The sequence below is a fragment of the Pseudomonas sivasensis genome (assembly GCF_021391435.1).
Classification (GTDB): domain Bacteria; phylum Pseudomonadota; class Gammaproteobacteria; order Pseudomonadales; family Pseudomonadaceae; genus Aquipseudomonas; species Aquipseudomonas sivasensis.
This window is the reverse complement of the sequence record NZ_CP090029.1, coordinates 2,217,501-2,238,910: the sequence shown is the minus strand read 5'-3', so window position 1 is coordinate 2,238,910 and position 21,410 is coordinate 2,217,501. Positions and strand designations below refer to the sequence as shown.

General features: G+C 59.5%; 14 protein-coding genes, 1 tRNA gene and 2 rRNA genes. 9 read left to right on the top strand and 8 right to left on the bottom strand.

Going from position 1 to position 21,410, the window contains the following annotated elements; translation table 11 throughout:
• Positions 1 to 13 precede the first annotated feature (13 nt).
• Genes LRO94_RS10205 through LRO94_RS10170 form a run of 8 tightly spaced genes read left to right on the top strand, consistent with a single transcriptional unit; the run spans position 14 to position 10,735 of the window.
• Entirely contained in the window at positions 14 to 2,005 is a 1,992-nt protein-coding gene (locus LRO94_RS10205; protein ID WP_032888220.1) for a GumC family protein, read from the top strand.
• Positions 2,005 to 3,195, top strand: coding sequence for a glycosyltransferase (locus LRO94_RS10200; RefSeq protein ID WP_122681526.1), 1,191 nt, complete (start codon positions 2,005 to 2,007; stop codon positions 3,193 to 3,195). Before LRO94_RS10205 ends, LRO94_RS10200 begins: the two co-directional genes overlap by 1 nt.
• Positions 3,185 to 4,513 (top strand): GH39 family glycosyl hydrolase, encoded by a 1,329-nt coding sequence (locus LRO94_RS10195; protein WP_095186473.1) that lies wholly within the window; start codon positions 3,185 to 3,187, stop codon positions 4,511 to 4,513. The genes LRO94_RS10200 and LRO94_RS10195 overlap by 11 nt, the downstream gene beginning before the upstream one ends.
• Positions 4,514 to 4,521: 8 nt before the next feature.
• Positions 4,522 to 5,739, top strand: coding sequence for a glycosyltransferase family 4 protein (locus LRO94_RS10190; RefSeq protein ID WP_095186474.1), 1,218 nt, complete (start codon positions 4,522 to 4,524; stop codon positions 5,737 to 5,739).
• Positions 5,730 to 6,833 (top strand): glycosyltransferase family 4 protein, encoded by a 1,104-nt coding sequence (locus LRO94_RS10185; RefSeq protein ID WP_179179284.1) that lies wholly within the window; start codon positions 5,730 to 5,732, stop codon positions 6,831 to 6,833. The genes LRO94_RS10190 and LRO94_RS10185 overlap by 10 nt, the downstream gene beginning before the upstream one ends.
• A 2-nt stretch (positions 6,834 to 6,835) precedes the next feature.
• A complete protein-coding gene (locus LRO94_RS10180) occupies positions 6,836 to 8,263 on the top strand; it encodes an O-antigen ligase family protein (protein ID WP_179180083.1) in 1,428 nt (475 codons plus the stop codon).
• Entirely contained in the window at positions 8,263 to 9,672 is a 1,410-nt protein-coding gene (murJ, locus tag LRO94_RS10175) for a murein biosynthesis integral membrane protein MurJ (RefSeq protein ID WP_179179285.1), read from the top strand. The genes LRO94_RS10180 and murJ overlap by 1 nt, the downstream gene beginning before the upstream one ends.
• A 22-nt stretch (positions 9,673 to 9,694) precedes the next feature.
• Entirely contained in the window at positions 9,695 to 10,735 is a 1,041-nt protein-coding gene (locus LRO94_RS10170; RefSeq protein ID WP_099601513.1) for an acyltransferase family protein, read from the top strand.
• Positions 10,736 to 10,761: 26 nt separating this feature from the next.
• On the opposite strand, the gene LRO94_RS10165 is transcribed toward LRO94_RS10170, so the two are convergent.
• The 4 genes from LRO94_RS10165 to LRO94_RS10150 form a co-directional block, all read right to left on the bottom strand.
• Positions 10,762 to 11,337 (bottom strand): DUF4174 domain-containing protein, encoded by a 576-nt coding sequence (locus tag LRO94_RS10165; protein WP_032888204.1) that lies wholly within the window; start codon positions 11,335 to 11,337, stop codon positions 10,762 to 10,764.
• Between the two features lie 164 nt (positions 11,338 to 11,501).
• Positions 11,502 to 12,134, bottom strand: a complete 633-nt coding sequence (locus tag LRO94_RS10160; protein ID WP_095186478.1) for a glutathione S-transferase N-terminal domain-containing protein — start codon at positions 12,132 to 12,134, stop codon at positions 11,502 to 11,504.
• A gap of 59 nt (positions 12,135 to 12,193) precedes the next feature.
• Positions 12,194 to 14,551: a DNA polymerase II gene (locus tag LRO94_RS10155; RefSeq protein WP_179179286.1), complete on the bottom strand. Its 2,358-nt coding sequence runs from the start codon at positions 14,549 to 14,551 to the stop codon at positions 12,194 to 12,196.
• A gap of 209 nt (positions 14,552 to 14,760) precedes the next feature.
• Positions 14,761 to 15,228, bottom strand: a complete 468-nt coding sequence (locus LRO94_RS10150) for an SRPBCC family protein (RefSeq protein WP_032888196.1) — start codon at positions 15,226 to 15,228, stop codon at positions 14,761 to 14,763.
• A 99-nt stretch (positions 15,229 to 15,327) separates the two neighbouring features.
• On the opposite strand from LRO94_RS10150, the gene LRO94_RS10145 reads away from it, so the two are divergent.
• A complete protein-coding gene (locus LRO94_RS10145) occupies positions 15,328 to 15,729 on the top strand; it encodes a GFA family protein (protein WP_032888194.1) in 402 nt (133 codons plus the stop codon).
• A gap of 1 nt (position 15,730) precedes the next feature.
• Here LRO94_RS10145 and mrdA read toward each other — a convergent pair whose 3' ends face one another.
• The 4 genes from mrdA to LRO94_RS10125 all read right to left on the bottom strand — a co-directional run bounded on the left by mrdA (position 15,731) and on the right by LRO94_RS10125 (position 21,395).
• Complete coding sequence (mrdA, locus tag LRO94_RS10140) at positions 15,731 to 17,623, bottom strand: penicillin-binding protein 2 (protein ID WP_032888193.1); 1,893 nt, start codon at positions 17,621 to 17,623, stop codon at positions 15,731 to 15,733.
• Positions 17,624 to 17,895: 272 nt separating this feature from the next.
• Positions 17,896 to 18,011, bottom strand: a 5S ribosomal RNA gene (gene rrf, locus LRO94_RS10135).
• Between the two features lie 169 nt (positions 18,012 to 18,180).
• Positions 18,181 to 21,072, bottom strand: a 23S ribosomal RNA gene (locus LRO94_RS10130).
• 247 nt (positions 21,073 to 21,319) lie between these two features.
• Positions 21,320 to 21,395, bottom strand: a tRNA-Ala gene (locus LRO94_RS10125).
• Between the last annotated feature and the right edge of the window lie 15 nt (positions 21,396 to 21,410).

The window sequence follows — 21,410 nt, the reverse complement described above, 5'->3', positions numbered from 1 at the left end:
GGAGCGACATCCTATGATCGAGATCCGTTCTTTTCGTGATCTGCTGCGCCTGTTCTTCATCTTCCGGCGCGAGTTCAAACTGGCCGCCATTGCCGCGTTGGTGATCATACTGCTGGGGGCGTTCCTGCTGCCGGCCAAGTACGAATCCACCGCTCGACTGCTGGTGAAACCGGGCCGCGATTCGACCCTGCCCATCGAGATCAGTAATCGTCAGGCGCTGGTGATGCCCAGCACCCAGCGCGACCCGATTGTCGACGAAGAACGCCTGCTGACCGGGCGCCCTATCGTGCGTGCAGTGGCCGAGCACTACCTGGAAGTCATCAACAATGCACCGCCGCCGGAGGGTTTCTGGAAGCGCACCAAGCACGCCGTCAAGGAGGGCGTCGGCGCGGTGTTCGACGGTATTCGCGTGGTGCTGGAAAGCGTCGGTGTGATCGAAAAAACCACGCCGGTGGAACGCCTTGCCGCCAACCTGGAAAAGAGCTTTGAAGTGAGCCACGCCGCCGGTTCCACGGTGATGGACATCAGCTTCACCTGGGGTGATCCGCAAATCGCCCAGGCGGTGGTCAAGGATTGGGTCGAGACCTACATCAACGAACGTACCCAGGCTCTGGGGCGCAAGAGTTTGTATGTGTTTTATGAAGGTCAGGTGTCCACCAGCGCCACGGAGATCAAGGGCTACAAGGAGCAGATCCTCACACACCTGAATGAGATCGGTGCGGCCAGCATCACTGATCGCCTGGAAGACTTGTCCGAGCGCATCAACGTATTGCGCGGCGAGACGTTCAACACCACGCGCCTGATCGCCTCCTCCGACAGCGCCATCGCGAGCACTCGCACGCAGCTCAAGACCCAACCCAAGGAAGTGACCACGGTTCGCCAGATAGCACTGAACCCGCAGCAGCAGGACTTGCGTCGCCTGCTCAACCAGAAGCTGCTGGAAAAGGCTGACATGATGCGCACCTACACGGATAACGCGCCGCCGGTCAAAGCCCTGGATGCGTCGATCCGCGCGATGCAGGCCCACGTCTCCAGCGAAAGCAACACCGTGCAGAGCTCGGAAAACCGTGCGCCCAACACGCTGGAAATCCACTTGCAGCGCGTGCTGCTGGATGAAACGAGCAATAACCTGGCGCTGCGCACTCAACTGGTCCAGCAGCAAAAGCAACTGGTCAACCTTGAAGCTCAACGCAAACAAGCCCTGGAGATCGAACCGGAGTTGACCCGCCTGGGCCGCGAGCTGAGCACCGCCGAACGCAACTACGCGTTGTACGTGGACAACCTGGAAAAATCGCGTATCGACCGTGAGCTGGATAACAGCCAGATCAGCAACATCGCGGTGATCGAAGAAGCCACCCTGAACCCCGGCCGCATCTTCCCGAAAACCCTGGTGATGCTGCTGTTGGCGATTCCGTTTGCGATCGTCGTCGGCCTGCTTGTGATCTACCTTTGCTACCTGCTCGACCAGCGCATCCACGACGGTGGTTTGGTGGAACGCAAGTTCGGCCTGCCACTGTGGACGACCCTGCCGGAGTTGGACACCAGCACCGCCCAAGGCACCAACGCGTTCAATGCAAGCATCTACCGCCTGTACGGTTTGCTGCAGTTGGAGCGGATTGCCGAGCAAGGCATGACGCTGGGGCTGACCTCAGCGCGCCATGGCGAGGGGGTGACCTTTGTGGTGGAACACCTGCGTCAGTTGCTCCAGGAAAACGGCATCAACGTGCGGGTCGGCGGGGCTGAACCTGCCAAGCCGGGCGAAGTGGTGCTGCTGGACGCGTCGGCGCTGCTGGATAACCGCGATGCGTTTATCAACCTGCGCCGCGCCGACCTGATCGCCCTGGTGGTGGAAGCGAATACCAGCACGGTGCCCGTGGTCGAGCACGCGCTGTCGATCCTCAATACGGCATTCGGCAAGGTGGACGGCATCATCATCAACCGGCGTAAGTTCGAAGTGCCGGCCAAGGTGCTTAAATTCATCGCCAAGTACCGGGGAGCGTTCTGATGCGCATCGCCCTGCTCGCCCCATTGCCGCCGGAAAAAAACGGGATCGCCGACTACGCGAACCATTTCCGCACGGCATTGGAACACCTGGGCGTAACGGTGCTGACGCCGTTGACCGGTGTGGCGAGCAACAGCGAGGCCATCAAGCAGGCTATCGCTGCATTCGACTGGCAGAGTGTGGACCTGGTCCACGCCGAACTGGGCGGCGGGCGGCTGGGGGAGTTTCTGGCCCTGCGTGAACTGCGCAAGACCTACCCGGCATTGCCCTTGACCGCCACCGTGCATGACCCGGAACGGATCGTGTGGCGGCGCGAGCAGTTGCCATTTCCGCTGAACCTGCTGGACCGCTTGCCGAGCCCGCTGCCCCAGGCGGCGGTCGTGCTGGCCGACCCACTGACCCTGCGTGAAGAGCGTCAGGTCGCTAAAGGCCTGACGCGGCTGATCACCCTCACTCGCTTGGGCGCCCAATGCCTGAGCCAGCGCATGCAACTGCCGGCGGGCAAAGTCGCGGTGATCAACCACGCCAACCTGGCCATCCCACCCGTGCCGCTGCCGCCGTTGGACACGCTGCACCTGCTGTACTTCGGTTTTATCTACCGGGGCAAAGGCATCGAGGACCTGCTGCAGGCCCTGGCCGCCGTGTTCGAACAAGCCCCTGAATTGCGAGACCGTGTGCGCCTGACCCTGGCCGGAGGCACAGCCGCCGAAATGGCGTTTGGCGCAGGCAGCAATTACCTGGAGCAGTTGAATAGCCAAATCGCCGACCTCGGCCTGACGGACGCTATTGATTGGCGGTTGAACCTGCCGGCCGACGACATCGCCCAGACCATTCAGGCGCACCATGTGATGGTGCTGCCGTACCGTGAATCGAAAAAACTCGGCCTGCTCGGGCGCCAGCGCGGCACCAGCGGCGCGTTGTCCTGGGCGGCGGCGTGCGGGCGTGGAGCGATTACCTCGGATGCCCGGGCGTTTGCTGAAGAAGTCGCCAGCGGCAACGGCGCCATCTACCCCGAAGGCGACGTGGCCGCGCTCAGCGAGCAACTGCTGCGTCTGGCGCGCACACCGCTGTTGGCCCGGGACTGGGCCGAACGCGCCGGCGAAATCGGCCGTGAGCGCTTGTGGCCGTTAACCGCGCAGAAGTTCGCCGCACTGTTTGGCGACGCCATTTCAGGAGCTCGCCATGGCGCGTAAACGCACCTACTTCGCCACCCTGGCCGTGGTCGCTGCCTTGGGCCTGACTGCGTTTTTTTGGGGGCGCCAGGCGGATGCAGAAAGCCATGTGCTCAAGGGCAACAAAGAGGTGGTATGGAAGGATTTCCTGGGGGTGAACGCGCAATTCCTATGGTTCAGCCCCGAGCGTTATCAGAAGCAGATCGACCGTCTCAAGGCGCTGGGTTTGGAGTGGGTGCGCCTGGACCTGCATTGGGATCAGTTGGAACCCGTAGAGGGCCAGTACCAAGTGGCAACCCTGGACCAACTGGTGGGCAAGCTGCAGGACAACCAGCTCAAGTCGGTGTTTTACCTGGTCGGCTCGGCGCCGTTTGCCACCACGGCACCGGCGGGTGCGCCCTATCAGGACCAGTACCCGCCGAAGGACCCGAATGTGTTCGCCAACCGCATGGCGTTGCTCGCCCAGCGCTACCCCAGCGTGGACGCCTGGCAAGTGTGGAATGAACCTAACCTGCTGGGCTTCTGGCGTCCGGTGGCCGATCCGGCCGGCTACGCCACGCTGCTGACCACCTCAGCCGCCGCGCTGCGAGCGATGAGCCCGAGCAAACCGGTGGTCGCAGCCGGTATGGCGTTCTTCAGCGAAATGCCTAACGGCCAGACCATGTTCGATGCCCTCGGCGCACTCGGCGTGGCCAGCCTGAATACCGTCATCTCCTACCACCCCTACACCCAATTGCCCGAAGGCAACGACCCGGCCAACCTGGACTTTATCGCCAAGACCACCGCACTCAACCAAGCCTTGCGCACCGGCGGTGTGCAGACCCTGTGGAGCACCGAATGGGGTTGGTCGACCTACACCGGCCCCAAAGACGCCCAGGACATCATCACCCCACAGGCCCAGGCCGATTACGTAGTACGCCGCCTGGCGCTGATGAGCGCGATGGATTACGACAAGATTTTCCTGTTTACCTTGAGCGATCTGGACCAGCGCGCCAGCGTGCGTGACCAGTCCTACGGTTTGCTGGACATCGACACTAACCCCAAGCCGGTCTACACCGCGCTGAAAAACTTTCTCGACGTCAGCGGGCCGAAGCTAATCCCCGGCGACCCACCCACCGCCGACCAATTGCCCGATGGCCTGTTCAGCATCGGCTGGACCCGCACGGATGGTCGCAAGTTATGGTTTTTTTGGTCGGCACAGGGCGGTGACGCTCACTTGCCAGGATTGGCCAGCGCGACCCTGTATGACCCGCTGCGCGGCACGCAAACCCCGGTGAGCGGCACCAACGGACTGACCATCACGGTCAAGCCAAATCTGCAAATACTGTTATGGGAGTGAGGCCTGCGATGCGCATTTTATGGATCCTGCCCTACTCGCCCTGGCCCGCCACCAGCGGCGGCAAGACGCGTCAGTTCCATTTGCTGCGCAGCCTTGCGGCGCGTGGGCACCAGATCACCTTGCTGCTGCATGACAAGCACCCGGTGTCGCTCACCGACCGCCAGGTGCTGGAGGCGTTTGTCGAACAGTTGATCATCCTGCCGCGCCGCCCGTTGCGCAGTTTCAAGACCCTGGTGGCCGGGCTGTTTGCGCCCTACCCGCTGCTGGCCAGCGTGAATGGTTTGGCGGGCGAGTTGCAGGACACTTTCAATTGGTTGCTGGGTGAGCAGTGGGACGTGGTGCAGATTGAGCACAGCTACAGTTTCCAGCCTTACGAAGATGCACTGGCGCGCAAGTCACAGCCGTTTGTGCTGACCGAACACAATGTGGAGTCGGCCCTGGGCGCAGCCACTTACGACCGTTTGCCGCGTTGGGCGCTGCCGTTCATTCGCTACGATCAATGGCGCTATACCCGCTGGGAACGCCGAGTGATGCGCCAGGCCGCGCAGGTGGTGGCCGTCACCGACAGCGACGCGCAGGTCCTGGAAAAAATCGCCGGAAAACCGGTACCGGTGGTGGTCAATGGCGTGGACTGCGATCACTTCGCCGCCGCCCGTCCCGACCCGTCGACGCGACGCGTGCTGTTCCTGGGCAACTATGAATACGCGCCGAACGTGGACGCCATCGAATGGGCGCTGGATGAAATCCTGCCCAAGGTCTGGGCGCGCTGCCCGGATGCGCGCATGAGCGTGTGCGGTTTCGGCATGCCGGGCAGTTGGCGCGAGCGCTGGAAGGACCCGCGCATCGAGTGGCAAGGTTTCGTGCCCGACCTGCTGAATCTGCAATCAAGCTGCTCGGTCTTTCTGGCGCCGTTGCGCCACGGCGGCGGGTCGAAACTCAAGGTGCTAGAAGCCCTGGCCGCCGGCCTGCCGTTGGCCAGCACCGAGCAAGGTGTATCCGGGCTGGACTTGGTGGAAGGCCTGGACTACCTCGGCGGACAAAGCGCCACCAAGCTGGCCGATGCGGTGGTACGCCTGCTGCAATTCCCCGACGCCGCCGCGCCCATGGGTGAAGCTGGCCGCGCCTACGTGCGTCGGGCCCATGACTGGAGCGTCGCCGCCAGCCAGTTGGAGCAGGTGTACGCCACCCTCGCGCCGCAGAACCAAAAGGAGCCGGCATGCGTGTAGGCCTGGATTACCGCACCGTCGGCACCTCGCCGCAATCGGGCATCAGCCGCCAGGTGTATGCGCTGGAGAGTGCGCTGCACACGCTGCCGAACATCGAAGTCGAGCGCTTTACCGTGGCGCCCCTGGGCGATGAAACCCGGTTGTGGGCCCATTGCCCGGCTTGGGGCTGCGCCAAGACTGCCATGCACCAGCCACAGAATCGCCTGCGTTTCGAGGCGGGTTTCTTGCCGCGGGCGTTGCGCGAACACCATGTCGATCTGTACATCAGCACCTTCAATATGGGCCTGCCGTTGCCACCCAAGCCTCAAGGACTGCGCACCGTCGTGCTGTTGCATGATCTGTTTCAGATCACCCTGAACAACTACCACGCCAACCGCTTGAAGGCGTTGATCTACAAGACCAGCGATCGCCTGTCGATTGCCTACGCGGTGCACAGCGCCGACCGCGTGTGGACGCCGTCGCAATACAGCGCCGATGAAACCGCGCGGCTGTTCCCCAAGGCGGCGAGCAAGATTCGCGTGTTGCCCAACCAGGTCGATGGGTTCTCCGAGCTGGCCGCCGACCTTAGCGCGCGCCAGTTGCCTGCGCGTTACTGGTTGTTGGTGGGCACCCGCGAGTTGCGCAAAAACGTGCCATTTCTGGTGGACGCCTGGCAGCAAGCGCGACGCCAATCGCCCTCAGTGCCGGAACTGGTATTGGTAGGCAGCCTCGATCATTTGCCCGAAGCACAGCGCACACTGCCAGGTATTCGCGCCTTGAGCGGTGTGTCGGACGCTGAGTTGCACGCGTTGTACCGCCGGGCCTCGCGCCTGTGGCAGCCGTCGTATGCCGAAGGGTTTGGCCTGCCGGTGATCGAAGCCTTGAGCGTCGGCACCCCCGTGGCGGTGGCCAGCGGTACATCACTGGATGAAATCACGCCACCGTCAGCCCCCCGCTTTTCGCCCACCGATGGCCCGGCGCTGACGCAATTGATGATAGGCCTGGGCGAGCAACCCGACGAAGAATCCCCCGAGCAACGCCGCCAGTGGGCGCAACGCTTCAACCACCACGCTTATCGCCGGCGCCTGGCCGAACTGATCGAGGAACTGACGTGAGAGTGAATCTGGCAAGCCTCGTCGCGATACTCTTCGGCCTGCTGTTTGGCGCCCTGGCTTTGCTGCTGTCGCCGGCCAAGGCGTTTCTGGCCGTGGTCGGTCTGGCGGCTGCGGTGACCATCCTGCGCTTTCCGTTCTGGGGCCTGTTGCTGTTTGCGGCCGTGGCGACGTTCATGCCGTATTCCACGGTTAACCTGGGCATTCGCACCACGGTGAGCGAGGCGATTCTGGCCCTCACCTGGGGCGCAATCCTGTGGCACAGCTTCCTGTCGCGCCTGCCGCAAGCGCCCAGCCTGACCCGACGGCCCACCGACCAAATGCTGTTGTGGCTGATGCTGTTCAGTGCGTTCCCCTTCATGGTCGGTCAGGTTATCACCCACGCCGACAGCAGCGGCTTGGCCAACTGGCTGCGCTGGTTGCTGAACCTGTCGGGGGTGTTCCTCGCGGCCAAATTGCTGGTGGATCAAAAGCACCGCGAATCCCTGGTGATCGCACTGTTGCTCGGCACCCTGGCGATGTTGGTGTTGTCCATCGGGGTGTTCGTGCGCACACGCTCAGGGGCCGGGATCGCGCCGATTCTTGGCCTGTTCAACTACGCCAATTTCGACATGCTCAAATTTGGTCTGGAGGCCATGTCTTCGCGCATGGGCTCGCCGTGGACGCACCCGAATGCCATCGGTGGGATCATGGCGTTGCTGCTGCCTTTAGCCTTCTGCTTCGGCATGACCGAACAAGGCTGGAAACGCGCACTCGGTTTGGGCGTGGCCTGTTTGGGAGCGGCGGCATTGCTGCTGGCCAGCAGCCGTGGCGCGATGGTCAGCCTGGCGCTGGTGCTGATATGGATGGCCTCACGGCGCGTGCCGTACACCGGTCGCCTATTGATGATCGGTGCGGCGCTGACGATAGCGCTGGTGATGGCTTATCCACCGTTGCAGGATCGCCTGGCGACGATTTTTTCTACGAACAACGCCAGTACCGAAGTGCGTTTCGATGAATACCGCATGTTCCCGCAGGCCGTGGCGGCCTATCCGCTGGGCATCGGCTTCAAGGTCGACCCGCCAGTGCCGGGCACTGGTCTGCTGGGCATCTCCAACCTGTGGCTGAACTACATCTACAAGATAGGCCTCGTCGGCATGCTGCTGTTTGTGGCGGTGACCGTCCGCTGGTGGCGTGAAGCCCGTCCAGAGAAAGGTCCGATCCGCCTGACCAAGGACAACGCCCTGTGGCTGGGTACCACGGCGGGGATTCTGTCCGCGCTGGTCAGTGGCTTGTTTGACCACTATTTCAGCTTTGCGGTGGTGATGGTGGCGCTGTTCTGGCTGATGGTGGGCATCAATGTGCTGGAGGCGCGGCGCTTGTTTCCGGCGCGCCTGCCGCAGGTCAAGACAGTGACCTACCGTAAACCGCTGTTCAGCGGCGCACGGCCCTGATGCTGGGCTCCGCCGCATGGCTGACCCTGGCGACCTTGCTGGGCCTGTGCCTGGGGTTCGCCCGTGAGTGGTTGCTGGTCGCGGCGTGGGGCGCGGGGGAGCGCAGTGATGCGTTCCTGATTGCGCTGTTCTTGCCCGAGGCGCTGCGCATGTCATTGGCCGGCGGCGTGCTCAGTGCGGCGGCGTTGCCGTTGTACCTGGCGCGAAAGGATGGCGAGCGGCTGGACTGGCTGGCGGTATTGTTTCCGGCCTTGATGCTGATCGCCTTGGTGACCAGTCTGCTGCTGACGCTGTTGGCGCCGTGGCTGGTGCAAGTGCTGGGCCCAGGGTTGGCCGACACCGCGACGGCGTTGGCCAGCAGCAACCTGCAGGTCGTCGCCTGGTGCGTACCGGGGCTGATGCTGCATGCGCTGTTCAGCATTCCATTGCAGGCCAGCGAGCGTTTTGTGCTGGCCGGCTTGGGCTCGCTGCTGTTCAACCTGCCACCGGTGACGTACCTCGCCCTCGCCGGCACCGCGACTCAACCCCACTCACTGGCCCTGGCATGCCTCGCCGGCAGCCTGCTGATGCCTCTGGCGCTGCTGCCGCCGATGTGGCGCCAAGGCTGGCGGCCGTGGCGCTGGCAGCTGAGCTTCGCGCCGTTACTCGAGCTGGGCCAACGCATCGGCCCCTTATTGATAAGCAACGGAGCCAGCCAGGGCCTGGCGCTGATCGAAAGACTCGTAGCATCGCTGCTCGGCGAAGGCGCAGTCACTTGGGTCAACCTGGCCCGCAAGCTGATGAACCTGCCGCTGATTGCGCTGATGAGCCTCAATCAGGTGCTGCTGGGCATGATGAGCCGACGTCAGGGCGATGCGCGCCTGGCCCTGCTCAAGCGCGGCCTGGAAACCGCCAGCGTGCTGACGCTGCCCGCCGGCGTCGGGCTGGTAGCCGCCGCACCAAGCCTGGTGGCGCTGCTGTTGCCCCAGCAATCGTCTGACTCGCCGTTGCCGCTGCTGCTGGCGTGGTTTGCCGTGCCGTTGGTGTTCGGCGCCTGGAACGCCTTGCTCGCGCGTTACGCCTACGCCGCCGGCGATACGCGCCAGCCGCTGCGCTGCGAATTGCTCGGCAGCCTGGTCAACGTGTTGCTGCTCTGCGTCTTGCCATTTGTGTTCGGCCTGGCAGGAATTCCACTGGCCGCGCTGGCGGGAGTGATCTGCACCGCGTTGCTGCTGATGCAACGCCAAACACTGCTCGGCGCCCTGCCCTGGGCCCGGCACTGGCTACTCAGTGCGCTGGTGCTGGGCGTGGCGGCGCTGGTGTTGTTTCGTCTTGAAGGCGTATGGCTGCAACTGGGGCTGAGCACCCTGGCCGGTGCCTTGGTATTGCTCGGGATGGGGCTGTGGCTGAAACCATGGCGCAAGGCATGAAGGGTTGACTGGGGAAACGCAGATGAAACATCGCTGGATCCAAATGGACATCGCCAAAGGCATAGGCATCCTGGTGATCGTGTATGCCCACAGTTGGTTTGTCGCCACGTCACCGGACCTTATGTATCTGATCCTGGCGTCGTTCGTGCTGCCTTTGTTCTTCTTTCTGTCGGGGGTCCTTTTCAAGCCTGAACAGCCCTTTCTCGAGATGGCGGTGCGTAAGGCGGATGGCCTGCTCAAGCCGTTTTTCTTCACCATGCTGGTGTACGTGATCGTGCGAGATCTGCTGCGCGGCCAGCCGCTGCTGCCGGATATCGGCGGCGTGTTGTATGCCTCGGTGGACACCATCCCATGGCAGGCTCTTTGGTTTTTGCCGCACTTTTGGGTGGCGATTCTTTTTGGTTGGGTGCTGCTACGGTTGATCCAGCGTCTTTCGCTGGCCGTGAGTTGTGTACTGATGCTGGTGCCGCTGCTGATCGGCATCTGGATGCTGCCCTGGTTCTGGCAATTGCCGGTGACGGTCGGCGGGCAAACCTGGGTACTGCCCGGCTTGCCGTTCAGCCTGGACATCACGCTGATCAGCAGCGCGTGTTTCGTCTACGGCTATCTGCTGCGGGACTGGCTGCGTACCCATGCGGGGTCAGTGCTGACCCTGTTGCTTTCGGTGGCGCTGTTCGCGGTTGTGTTCATCTACAGCCACGACACCATGGACCTGGCGCAACGGCGCTACGACCACTGGCTGTGGACCAGCCTGCTGGCGGTGATTGGTGTTTACGTGTGCTGGGCGCTGGCACGGGTGCTGATGGTGTCGGCCCTGATTACCCGGGCGATGACCTATATTGGCCAATCGACGCTGATTTTGTTGATCTTCCATGGCGAGATCCAGCACAAGACGTTTGACCTGATGGAGCGGCTGGGGCTGCATGCGTTTGTCGCGGCGTGTATCGGTTTTGTCGTGGCTGTGGTGGTGCCGTTGTTGATCGGGGAAGTGATCAAGCGGGTGGCGTTTTTGCGGTTTTTCTACTTTCCGTTTCCGGTGCGTAAGCCACAAAAAACCCTGTAGGCGGCGTGGCCTACAGGGTTTCGGGTTCAGTCATCCAGTTGTTGAGGGGCTGGCTTGCTGCCCGGCTTTGCGGGCTTGGCGCCCTTGGCTGGCGCTGGTGGGGCGGGTTCAGGTTCTGCGGCGGCAGCGGCTTCTTTCTCCGCCATGGGCATCTGGTCGATGGTGCTGAAGAATTCCTTCAAGTCGAGGGTATCCGGTGGCACGGTCTTCTCAAGTTTCTTATCGCCATCCTTGCCGATCAGGATCACCTTAGTGCCGCTGCCAGCGCCAAGTTTGAGTGCGCGGATCAGTGCATTGGTTTCGGGCGGCGTTAGCTTTTTATTGTCCTTTGGGTCCTTGGCGAACTTCTCGCCTTCGGCGCCAATGCTGCCGAACTTCACGGTGTAGAACACCATGGCGCGCTCTTCAAAGGACTGCTTGATGGCGGGCTCGTCCAGTTGTTTCTTAAGGGTCGCCAGCGTGGAGTTGCCTGAATCAAGCTCAACCACCACCAACGGCCGGGCCTTGCCCAGATCCTGCTTGAGCGGGTTGATATCATCAGCAGCCAACAGCGGCCCCGTAAAAGCCATCAAGGTAGCCAGGGTCAGCGACCGGATGAGCATGCGCACCTCCTTTGAATTCCATGCAGGGTTCTTGAGTTTCATGTCTGCGACAGTCAAATTCAAGGATGATTCCTACAGCGCTTTAAGAAAGCGTAGGTCAGGACGCCCGCTACGCAAGGGTTTGGCGCGGACATCCGTGATTGTTTCCGTTGATTGCGGAAACATTACGAGACCTTCCACTCCGGCCAATGCCGCGCAAAAACCGGGGCCACGACAGGATCGGCATCCACCTGCGCCAACGTCTGGGCAAAGCCGGGTGCCAAGCCGCCCAACGCCTCACGGGCGTCATCCCAGCGCGACACTGCTGCCGCCATAATGCCTAGTGCATTCGGCTCACCGTTCGGCGCAAACAGCTGCTGTTCGAACTGATCGGCGAACACTACCCAGGCCTGATGCAGATAGCGGCGAGTGCCGGTCGCGAGTTGCACTTGGGCCGCTTCATTGGCGTTGCCCAACCAACGTTGCGGGTAGTCAATGATGCCGATCGCCGAATAACAGTTGGCGGCGATATACACCAGGCCTCTGATGATCTGCGCCCGGTCGCCGTTCAGCAGGTGCGAGTCGGGAAATTCGAGCCCCAGGTGAATGAGGATCGCGGCGCTTTCCGTCAGCACCTGCCCGTCGGGAGTGACCAGCGTGGGGATTTGCTTGAGCGGGTTGATGCGTGCCAAGGCTTCGCTGCCCTCGCTCTCCTGCCAGGAGCTGGCGTCCACTCGGTGCCACGGCACCGCACAGCGCTGCAGGGCGATTTCGATCATGCAAGAGCCGGATTCGTCGGTGCCGTAGAGCGTGTACATGAGCGTTTTCTCCTATCGATGGAGGCATAACCTCCCACACTTTTAAGGGGTGTTGATCGTTAGAACAGCCCCATTTGCCCACCGACCAAGGTGCCGAAATCGTCATTCACAAAGGGCAGAATCGCATCGGCCACCGGCTGCAACTGCCGGGTAACGTAGTGATCGTAGTCGATGGGCGCTTGGCGTACTTCCAACGGTTCAGGGCCGTTGACGCTGATCACGTAGCTGATCCAACCGCCGCGCTGGTACTGGCGCGGCCGCCCCAGGCGGTCATTGTAGTCATCGGCCAGGCGCGCGGCGCGCACGTGGGGCGGTACGTTGCGTTCGTAGTCATCCAACCGGCGGCGCAGGCGCTTGCGGTAAATCAGCAGTTCGTCGAATTCGCCGCTCAGGGTTCGGCGAACGTAGTCGCGAATGTAGTCCTGATGGGGCTGGCGGTGAAAGATGCGCTGGTAGAGTTCCTGCTGGAATTGCCGAGCCAGGGGCGACCAGTCGCTGCGCACGGTTTCCAGGCCTTTGTAGACCATGTCTTCGCTGCCATCAGCACGCGTGACCAAGCCGGCGTAGCGTTTTTTGCTGCCCTCCTCCGCACCGCGAATGGTGGGCATGAGAAAGCGCGTGAAGTGGGTTTCGTATTGCAACTCCAGAGCGCTTTGCAGGCCAAATGCGCTGTGCAGATGTTCGCGCCACCACGCATTGACGTGCTGCACCAGCGCCTCTCCGATACGGCTGGCAGCTTCCTGGGAATGGGCCTTGCCGAGCCAGACGAAGGTTGAATCGGTGTCGCCGTAGATCACCTCATAGCCCTGAGCTTCTACCAGCTCGCGGGTCTGACGCATGATCTGGTGGCCGCGCATCGTGATCGAGGACGCCAGTCGTGTGTCAAAGAAGCGGCATCCGCTGGAACCGAGCACGCCATAAAACGCATTCATGATGATTTTCAGAGCTTGGGACAGCGGCGCGTTGTGTTCGCGCTTGGCCACTTCACGGCCCTCGGAGACGCGGGCGACGATAGACGGCAGGCAATGACGCGTACGGGAAAAACGCGCACCGCGAAAGCCTTCCACTGATTCGCTGTCGTCCGGGTGCTTGAGGCCTTCGATCAAGCCCACGGGGTCGATCAAAAAGCTGCGGATGATCGACGGGTAGAGGCTTTTGTAATCGAGTACCAGCACGGATTCGTAGAGACCGGGACGTGAGTCCATGACAAATCCGCCGGGGCTGGCCTGGGGCGGTTTGTCGCCCAGGTTGGGCGCGACAAAACCCTGGCGGTGCATCAGCGGCATGTACAGGTGGGTGAATGCTGCGACCGATCCGCCATTGCGGTCGGCTGGCAACCCGGTGACGCTGGCTCGTTCGAGCAGGAACTTGAGCAGTTCGGTCTTCTCGAAAATCCGCGTGACCAGCTCGCAGTCCTTGAGGTTGTAGCGCGCCAGTGCGGGCTTGTCCTCGGCGAACATGCGGTTGATTTCGTCCATGCGCTGGTAGGGCGTGGAGATATCCTTGCCCTCGCCCAGCAAGGTCTGCGCAACGTTTTCCAGACTGAAGGATTCAAAGCTCCAAGTGGCCGACCGCAGGGCTTCGATACCGTCGATGATCAGGCGCCCCGCCGCTGCGGCGAAGTAATGGTTGCGACTGCCATGTTCGCGCCAGGCCATGGGTTCGTCGCCACGGCCAAGCATGAGCGGCACCTTGAGGCGTTGGGCGTGTTCGTGGAGCACGCGCAGGTCGAACTGCACGACATTCCAGCCGATGATGGCGTCGGGATCAAAGGTGGCGAGCCATTGGTTGAGGCGCTCCAGCAATTGGGCGCGGGTGTCGCAGTAGTCGAGCTTGAAGTCCACTGCGTCGGTTTTGTTCGGTGGCCCGAGCATGTAGACCTGGCGCTCACCGCAGCCTTCAAGGGCGATGGAGTACAGGTCGCCCTGAGCGGTGGTCTCTATGTCCAGGGACACCAGTTTGAGCGGTGGGCGGTAGTCGGCGGAAGGTTTCATCTGCGCGTCGCGCAGAGCGCCAGAGACGTCGGGTGTGCCACCGAACCAGACCGGGGCGGTGATAAAGCGCTCCATCATGTAGCGCTCAGGTGGACGTACATCGGCTTCGTAGACGTCGACGCCGGCAGCGCGCAGGCGTTTTTCTACATCCATCAATTGGCGGTGCTGGCGGGTGTACAGGCCCAGGACCGGGCGGTGATGAAAATCGCACAACTGCAAGGGGCGCAATTCAACATCACGCTCGCCCTTGAGCAACCAATCCAGCGGCTTGCGATGGGCCTCTGGGATGAACATCACCGAGGTCTGCATGGGTAGGCGGATGAACTGTGGGCCCTGGTCCGTGGCCAGCCAGAAACTGACCTCCGTACCCGCCGGGGTATCGCGCCAATGCCGGGTCAGGACAAAACCCTGCTGTAAATCCACCTTGCCGCACCTCAGGAATCGCTTTCAGGCGTTGATTCTACGCGGCATCTGGGCCAGCGCGGCAGGTAAACGCGTACGCAGGCTGCAATCTCACACATTTATTGCATTAGCCGACTCAGGGCTCTTGGCACATGGAAGTTCTGGAAGTCACTACAGCCATGGGAGCTGAAAGCTGTAAGCACGGGCATCAGCAATGATGCCCGCTTGGGTCATGCCCGACGGGCAGTGTTCAGATAGTTTTCGATATTACCCATCTGCTCGTCCCAGCCACGAGAGTTCATCTTGAAGGCCTTCTGGCGACGAGCCTGGGGCACTGCGTCGAAGCCGGACTCCACAACCCGAAGCAGAATGCCCGGAGCACGATCTTCAATCGTGAACTCAACCAAGGTGGGTGTCTCCTGGTCATAATCGACGCCCTTCTCAACCGCAAAGGGATGCCACCAGAAAGAGAACAATGTCTGTGGCAGGATGCGTTCGATTTTGGCTTTCCAGACCACATGCTCGTAACCTGGATAGGTAATCGGCGCCTCGATGGTTTCTCCCACCCCGAAGACTTTGCCCTTAAGGGCGACGCCAAACCAATCGCCGAATTGCTCAGCGTTGGTCAGTGCCTCCCAGACCTGTTTGCGTGAAGCGTTGAGCAGGACTTTTCGCTCGATGCGATCTAATACGTGCATAAGTCACCTCCTCCATTGACAGTAGGCGACATCAAACAATGCGCAACCTGAGGTTGTAAGCAATGATGATGACCCCATCCTTGAACCCGGCAATACGTTATGACTGAACCATTGAATGGAAGTTGCTTTTGCAAAGGTGTGCGCTATCAGGTGGACATCTTGGATATGCCCATCAGCCACTGCCATTGCAGGAGCTGCCGCAAGATACACGCGGCGGCGTTTGTCGCCACGGCAGGGGTGATGCGCGAACATTTTCGCTGGACGTTAGGGGAGGAATTGCGCGCGGCCTTCGAGTCTTCACCGGGAAAATTCAGACATTTTTGCAAACGCTGCGGCTCACACCTGATGGCGGAGCGTAGCCAGCAGCCCCATGTAATTGTGCGAGTGGCAACGCTGGATGATGATCCGGGCGTCAGTCCCACCTCGCACATATGGGCGAGCCACGATGTACCCTGGCTCGCCTATGAGGATATGGAACGCTGGGACGAGTGGAAGCCATGACCTAGACGCGCGGCTCACCCGGTGCCTTGGCTGGCGCTGCATATTGCGGCTTCAGGTGACCGTCCTGGTCCAGCAGCCAAGCATCCATGATCTGCCGCACGACCGGTCCTGCAACGCGACCACCGGCCTCACCGTTTTCGATCATCACCGAGATCACGATTTTCGGGTGTTCGGCGGGAGCAAAGCCGACGAACAAGGCATTGTCGCGGTGGCGTTCCAATGTCTTCTCACGGTTATAGCGCTCGCCCTGCTTGATCGCGACCACTTGGGCCGTACCACTCTTGCCGGCGATGCGATATTGCGCACCTTGCGCAGCGGCCCGAGCGATACCGCGCGGATCGTGCATTACCAGTTGCATGCCGTGGTTGACCTGCTCCCAGTCGCGCGGGTCTTTGAGTACAACGTTCGGCATGGGGTTTTCGTCGACGGGCGGCACGCCATTGATCGTTTTGGCCAGGTGCGGTCGGTTCCATACACCCTTGTTGGCGATCAGCGCGGTGGCCTGAGCCAGTTGCAGCGGCGTGACCTGCATGTAGCCTTGGCCGATGCCGAGAATCACGGTTTCGCCTGGAAACCAGGGCTGGCGGCGGGTCGCGCGCTTCCAGGCCTGAGACGGCATCAGGCCGGCTGACTCTTCAAACATGTCTAGGGATACTTTCTGACCCAGGCCGAATTCCGCCAGATAGTCGTGTAGGCGGTCGATACCCAGCTTGTGGGCCAGGTCGTAAAAGTATGTGTCGTTGGAGCGCATGATGGCTGCGTCCATATCCACCCAACCGTCGCCGCTATGGTTCCAATTGCGGTATTTGTGGTCGAAGTCGGGTAGTTGGTAGTAACCCGGGTCGAAAACCCGGGTTTGGGCGGTGACGACACCGCTGTCTAGGCCTGCGATGGCCACTTCTGGCTTGATGGTCGACCCCGGTGCGTACAGGCCTCTAAGGACACGGTTGAACAGCGGTCGGTCGATGGAGTCGTGCAGCGCGGCATATTCCTTGAAGCTGATACCGGTTACGAACAGGTTCGGATCGAAGCTGGGCTTGCTGACCATGGCCAGTACTTCACCGGTTTGCGGGTCAAGTGCCACTACTGAGCCGCGACGATCACCCAGGGCCTCCTCAGCCGCTTCCTGGAGCTTGACGTCGAGGCTCAGGACGATGTTCTTGCCGGGGATCGGGTCAGTATGCTTGAGCACGCGCAGCACGCGACCCTGGGCGTTGGTCTCAACCTCTTCATAACCGACATGACCGTGTAGCTCGGATTCGTAAAACCGCTCAATACCGGTCTTGCCGATAGACTGCGTGCCACGGTACTCCACCGAGTCGAGGGTCTTAGATTCTTTCTCGTTAATACGGCCCACATAGCCAATGGAGTGGGCGAAGTGAGCGGCGAGCGGATAGTGACGGACGAACTGTGGTTCTACATCGACCCCCGGCAGGCGGAACTCATTCACTGCCAGCAACGCAATTTGCTCTTCGGTCAACTCGTAAAACAACGTCACTGGAACGAAGGGATGGCGCGCTTGCTTCAAGGCCTTGTCGAATAACCCACGGTCCTCAGGCGGCAAGTGCAGGAGATTGACGATGGCATCCAACTCTCCCTTGAGGTCGGTGGTGCGTTCTCGGGTGATGGTCAGGTTGTAGCTGGGGCGATTGTCGGCCAATACCACACCGTTGCGGTCATAGATAAGGCCACGCGTCGGTGTAATGGGTAATACGTGGACGCGGTTGTTCTCAGAAATTGTGGAGTGGTAGTCGAACTGTACGACCTGCAGGAAATACATACGCCCCACCAGAGCGCATGTGATGCCAATGACCAGTAGCGCGCAAGCGAGCAAGCGTTTATTGACAAGACGGTTTTCTTTTTCGTGATCTTTGATCGGTATTGGTTCTGGCATTTCTACAGCATCTCGTTGAAGAGGGTCGACGCCGCATCCTGCGATGAAAGATCAATCCTTGGGAAAATGTGCTGCACCATACCAAAAATGCAGAAACACTTTGCATTGAATTCCTCAACGGTACTTTGACGGATGTTTGCGCATCAATGACCAAGGTGGCAGGCCCGCCGTCCCTGAGGATATTCGAGAGCTCGCCCTGACCCGCCCTCGCACTTTCCGCCCGCGCAAAACAAAACCCCATCTGCTTTCGCAAATGGGGTTTCGGAATTTAATCTTGACGATGACCTACTCTCACATGGGGAAACCCCACACTACCATCGGCGATGCATCGTTTCACTACTGAGTTCGGGATGGGATCAGGTGGTTCCAATGCTCTATGGTCGTCAAGAAATTCGGGTACTGAGTCGCGACCAGCAGGCCTCGCTTCAGCAAATTGGGTATGTGATAGCTTTCGGTGTTTGCAAGAGTCGAACTTTCGGTTCATTTCGTCTTCACACACCGCAATCTGGTGCTCTTTCGCTTTTCAGCTCGAAGCAAGCAAATTGCTTGGGTGTTATATGGTCAAGCCTCACGGGCAATTAGTATTGGTTAGCTCAACGCCTCACAGCGCTTACACACCCAACCTATCAACGTCGTAGTCTTCGACGGCCCTTCAGGGAACTCAAGGTTCCAGTGAGATCTCATCTTGAGGCTAGTTTCCCGCTTAGATGCTTTCAGCGGTTATCTATTCCGAACATAGCTACCCGGCAATGCCACTGGCGTGACAACCGGAACACCAGAGGTTCGTCCACTCCGGTCCTCTCGTACTAGGAGCAGCCCCTCTCAAATCTCAAACGTCCACGGCAGATAGGGACCGAACTGTCTCACGACGTTCTAAACCCAGCTCGCGTACCACTTTAAATGGCGAACAGCCATACCCTTGGGACCGGCTTCAGCCCCAGGATGTGATGAGCCGACATCGAGGTGCCAAACACCGCCGTCGATATGAACTCTTGGGCGGTATCAGCCTGTTATCCCCGGAGTACCTTTTATCCGTTGAGCGATGGCCCTTCCATACAGAACCACCGGATCACTAAGACCTACTTTCGTACCTGCTCGACGTGTCTGTCTCGCAGTCAAGCGCGCTTTTGCCTTTATACTCTACGACCGATTTCCGACCGGTCTGAGCGCACCTTCGTACTCCTCCGTTACTCTTTAGGAGGAGACCGCCCCAGTCAAACTACCCACCATACACTGTCCTCGATCCGGATAACGGACCTGAGTTAGAACCTCAAAGTTGCCAGGGTGGTATTTCAAGGTTGGCTCCACGCAGACTGGCGTCCACGCTTCAAAGCCTCCCACCTATCCTACACAAGCAAATTCAAAGTCCAGTGCAAAGCTATAGTAAAGGTTCACGGGGTCTTTCCGTCTAGCCGCGGATACACTGCATCTTCACAGCGATTTCAATTTCACTGAGTCTCGGGTGGAGACAGCGCCGCCATCGTTACGCCATTCGTGCAGGTCGGAACTTACCCGACAAGGAATTTCGCTACCTTAGGACCGTTATAGTTACGGCCGCCGTTTACCGGGGCTTCGATCAAGAGCTTCGCGTTAGCTAACCCCATCAATTAACCTTCCGGCACCGGGCAGGCGTCACACCCTATACGTCCACTTTCGTGTTTGCAGAGTGCTGTGTTTTTAATAAACAGTCGCAGCGGCCTGGTATCTTCGACCGGCATGAGCTTACGGAGCAAGTCCTTCACCCTCACCGGCGCACCTTCTCCCGAAGTTACGGTGCCATTTTGCCTAGTTCCTTCACCCGAGTTCTCTCAAGCGCCTTGGTATTCTCTACCCAACCACCTGTGTCGGTTTGGGGTACGGTTCCTGGTTACCTGAAGCTTAGAAGCTTTTCTTGGAAGCATGGCATCAACCACTTCGTTAACTAAAAGTTAACTCGTCATCAGCTCTCGGCCTTAAGATCCCGGATTTACCTAAGATCTCAGCCTACCACCTTAAACTTGGACAACCAACGCCAAGCTGGCCTAGCCTTCTCCGTCCCTCCATCGCAATAACCAGAAGTACAGGAATATTAACCTGTTTTCCATCGACTACGCTTTTCAGCCTCGCCTTAGGGACCGACTAACCCTGCGTCGATTAACGTTGCGCAGGAAACCTTGGTCTTTCGGCGTGGGTGTTTTTCACACCCATTGTCGTTACTCATGTCAGCATTCGCACTTCTGATACCTCCAGCAAGCTTCTCAACTCACCTTCACAGGCTTACAGAACGCTCCTCTACCGCATCACTTACGTGATACCCGTAGCTTCGGTGTATGGTTTGAGCCCCGTTACATCTTCCGCGCAGGCCGACTCGACTAGTGAGCTATTACGCTTTCTTTAAAGGGTGGCTGCTTCTAAGCCAACCTCCTAGCTGTCTAAGCCTTCCCACATCGTTTCCCACTTAACCATAACTTTGGGACCTTAGCTGACGGTCTGGGTTGTTTCCCTTTTCACGACGGACGTTAGCACCCGCCGTGTGTCTCCCATGCTCGGCACTTGTAGGTATTCGGAGTTTGCATCGGTTTGGTAAGTCGGGATGACCCCCTAGCCGAAACAGTGCTCTACCCCCTACAGTGATACATGAGGCGCTACCTAAATAGCTTTCGAGGAGAACCAGCTATCTCCGAGCTTGATTAGCCTTTCACTCCGATCCACAGGTCATCCGCTAACTTTTCAACGGTAGTCGGTTCGGTCCTCCAGTTAGTGTTACCCAACCTTCAACCTGCCCATGGATAGATCGCCCGGTTTCGGGTCTATTCCCAGCGACTAGACGCCCTATTAAGACTCGCTTTCGCTACGCCTCCCCTATTCGGTTAAGCTCGCCACTGAAAATAAGTCGCTGACCCATTATACAAAAGGTACGCAGTCACCCAACAAAGTGGGCTCCCACTGCTTGTACGCATACGGTTTCAGGATCTATTTCACTCCCCTCTCCGGGGTTCTTTTCGCCTTTCCCTCACGGTACTAGTTCACTATCGGTCAGTCAGTAGTATTTAGCCTTGGAGGATGGTCCCCCCATATTCAGACAAAGTTTCTCGTGCTCCGTCCTACTCGATTTCATGACTAAGAGATTTTCGCGTACAGGGCTATCACCCACTATGGCCGCACTTTCCAGAGCGTTCCGCTAATCTCAAAGCCACTTAAGGGCTAGTCCCCGTTCGCTCGCCACTACTAAGGGAATCTCGGTTGATTTCTTTTCCTCAGGGTACTTAGATGTTTCAGTTCCCCTGGTTCGCCTCTTACGCCTATGTATTCAGCGTAAGATAACCATCTTATGATGGCTGGGTTCCCCCATTCAGACATCTCCGGATCAAAGTCTGTTTGCCGACTCCCCGAAGCTTTTCGCAGGCTACCACGTCTTTCATCGCCTCTGACTGCCAAGGCATCCACCGTATGCGCTTCTTCACTTGACCATATAACCCCAAGCAATCTGGTTATACTGTGAAGACAACATTCGCCGAAAATTCGATTTGGCTCTTTCGAGCCACTCACAAATTTTACCTTAGCCTGATCCGTTACCAGTGAAAGTAACGTTCAGTCTATCTTTCTATCACATACCCAAATTTTTAAAGAACGATCTAATCAAAGACTAGAAATCAACATTCACCATCATCACAATGGAATGCTCATTTCTAAGCTTTCAACAAACAGAAGCAGTAGTGGTGGAGCCAAACGGGATCGAACCGTTGACCTCCTGCGTGCAAGGCAGGCGCTCTCCCAGCTGAGCTATGGCCCCGTATTTCTACAGGCG